The sequence below is a fragment of the Butyrivibrio sp. INlla14 genome (assembly GCF_900102515.1).
GTDB lineage: Bacteria > Bacillota > Clostridia > Lachnospirales > Lachnospiraceae > Butyrivibrio.
The window spans coordinates 1-1879 of sequence record NZ_FMVS01000071.1 but is presented as its reverse complement, the minus strand read 5'-3'; the positions used below and the strand labels follow the sequence as shown (position 1 = coordinate 1879).

The following is a 1879-nucleotide window of genomic DNA, read 5'->3' as shown; positions in this document are numbered from 1 at the left end:
TCCACCACAACTTGTGTTGATAGGTAATAAATATGCGGCTTTGCTCCGCAAAGCCGCATATAGTATAACATATTTGATTGATAGGTGGAACATGGATGATGGTGGAGATTATGCGGTTTGCTTTCTTATTTATAGAACTGCACCCTGTTTGCTGACACTCAGTAGCTTGGCAAAAGCCTGACGAGCAATGATTCCTAATTGAATTTGTATGGCCCGATGTAGCGCGGCGCACGCCGCCTTACATCGGGTTGATTACCATTGTAGCATCACACAGCCTCTGTCAAGGCTGCGCAGCACCGACGAAGGAGGGTTGCCTTGATGGAGGATGGCGGATGCTATATTCCATCTGGCAGAGGTAATATCCTCTAGTATCTCCGAATATACGACCCTGGAAGTATCTTTTATGATTATACCTATCTATGATATTTACATTGAAATTAACTACACAATGTCGATGATCTTGGTGTTACGTGTATCAGGACAGTTCTCTTTGAAAGCAAATCCAAGAATTGCAACCTTGGCATTCTTGACAGTGATGTCATTGGTGATAAAGCGATTACCTACTGATTCTGCAATATATTTACCCATGTCATCGTTGATGCGGCGGCCTGAAAGTAACACTACAAAAGTTTCAACATCAATTCCAATTATTTAAAGCCATGTCAAAATCATGCATATCAATACCATACACCTTTTTCATCACGCGATAATAATCGCGATATATATCAATTATCATGTTCCTAGTTGGATAGATAGTAACAGCCTCATCTCTATCTGATTCAAAACATTTAACGCAATATTTCGGCCACCGATCCTCTATGTATTTTATAGGGTCATCATCATATTCTTGTTCATTTGGTCCCCCAGAATGGCTCACAGCGATGCATTTTTTATCATATATTTGAAACAGGGCTATTCCATGTTCCTTAGCATACTTGATTGCCCCTTTTTGAAATCCACTTGTAGAACAAATAATTCCTTTTTGAGCTCCCAAACTTCGTATTTTCCCATCTAGCAGAACAACAACATCTCTTTTTACAGGGTTCTTAAACTGTTTACACTCGCATAAAACCTTAAAATCATAACAGTGGTGCCTGTCACCAATGTGGTACACTTTCCGTCAACTTAGTATGAATAGAAATACTGCTTTAAGTTAATGTGTATCATCTACCAACAGATTATATCATATTGAATAGGCAGCTATGTTTTCTTCTTAATGTTATCGCATGACAAACAGACCTGACTCATATCAGGTCTAAGAAAAATTCATATATGATGTATCAATTGACAGGTCTAAGGTTTGGAAAGTGTTTTCTGCAAACCAGTTTTCTGGTCTTTCTTCTAAACTTCCTGCCGGGGATTATCTGTGACCGAACTTTGAATGCATCGGATACTATCTGATCTATGTATTCTGTTTGCAGTATGTTACAAAGGATCTTAGGAAATGCTTTCTTTAGACGGCCTATAATATAGGCTCGGTTAGCTTGATACCTATACTTGCCAGTTGTGGTCATGTGTTCATCTATGTCATCGTCGACTTTGTTTTTTATCAGAGAAGTCAGATTTGACATGAGTAGATTTATATAGAATTCTTGAAACACAGCAGTTTTAGTTTTTCCACTATACTCTTCAAGAAGGAATTTTTCTTTTAACTCCATGTATTTGCCTTCAACAGGCCAGCGGAGAAAATATAGTTCGCGAAACATATCCACAGACATAGCTGCGTCAAATATGTTGGTTCCAAGGTACTCGCGAGATCCATCACTTAGAATAACCTCTAAGACTCTTATCTTGATATCTTCAGTACCTGTTTTGGAATTTCCTGGCAATATTGCTACAGTATCACCATGGCAGGAACGAACCATTTTGAACTTTTCAC

Annotated in this window: 2 protein-coding genes and 2 pseudogenes; 1 reads left to right on the top strand and 3 read right to left on the bottom strand. The window is 38.6% G+C overall.

Translation table 11 applies throughout. The features are described 5' to 3' along the window. Positions 1–181 (top strand): hypothetical protein (locus BLO53_RS19525; protein WP_207648494.1); only part of this gene is annotated, 181 nt, incomplete at its 5' end. 263 nt (positions 182–444) lie between these two features. Here the strand turns inward: BLO53_RS19525 and BLO53_RS18845 are convergent. From BLO53_RS18845 to BLO53_RS19410, 3 genes and pseudogenes are all read right to left on the bottom strand, one after another. Further along, positions 445–621: pseudogene (locus BLO53_RS18845) on the bottom strand (nucleotide sugar dehydrogenase); the annotation flags it as partial. Between the two features lie 16 nt (positions 622–637). Further along, positions 638–1114, bottom strand: coding sequence for a restriction endonuclease (locus tag BLO53_RS18840; RefSeq protein WP_092065254.1), 477 nt, complete (start codon positions 1112–1114; stop codon positions 638–640). A 166-nt stretch (positions 1115–1280) separates the two neighbouring features. Next, a pseudogene (locus BLO53_RS19410) lies at positions 1281–1879 on the bottom strand (IS4 family transposase); the annotation flags it as partial.